The sequence below is a fragment of the Paraburkholderia sp. J69-1 genome, assembly GCF_905220255.1.
Classification (GTDB): Bacteria; Pseudomonadota; Gammaproteobacteria; order Burkholderiales; family Burkholderiaceae; genus Paraburkholderia.
Genome location: NZ_CAJMZG010000112.1, coordinates 1 through 305, shown reverse-complemented (window position 1 = coordinate 305; position 305 = coordinate 1). Strand labels below are relative to the sequence as shown.

Annotated in this window: 1 protein-coding gene; it reads right to left on the bottom strand. The window is 58.7% G+C overall.

What is annotated here, in order from left to right; all coding sequences use genetic code 11:
• On the bottom strand, positions 1 to 305 hold a 305-nt coding region (locus tag U5A67_RS40625), incomplete at both ends, for a transposase (RefSeq protein ID WP_321818855.1).

The following is a 305-nucleotide window of genomic DNA, read 5'->3' as shown; positions in this document are numbered from 1 at the left end:
ATCGTCTTGAAGTCCGGCGCGAGGCGACCGGTCAGCCACATCAGTTCGACATTACGCTGGCACTCGCGCTCCAGACGTCGGCTCGACTGCACGCGATTGAGATAGCCGTAGATGTAGAGTTTGAGCAGAACGGACGGATGGTAAGACGGTCGGCCCGTGATCGCCGGCGTGGTGCCTTCGAAGCCCATGGAAGCCAGATCGAGTTCGTCTACGAATGCGTCGACGATCCGTACGGGATTGTCTTCAGCGATAAAGTCTTCGAGACACTCCGGCAGCAACGTGGCCTGATTGCGGCTTGCACCTTC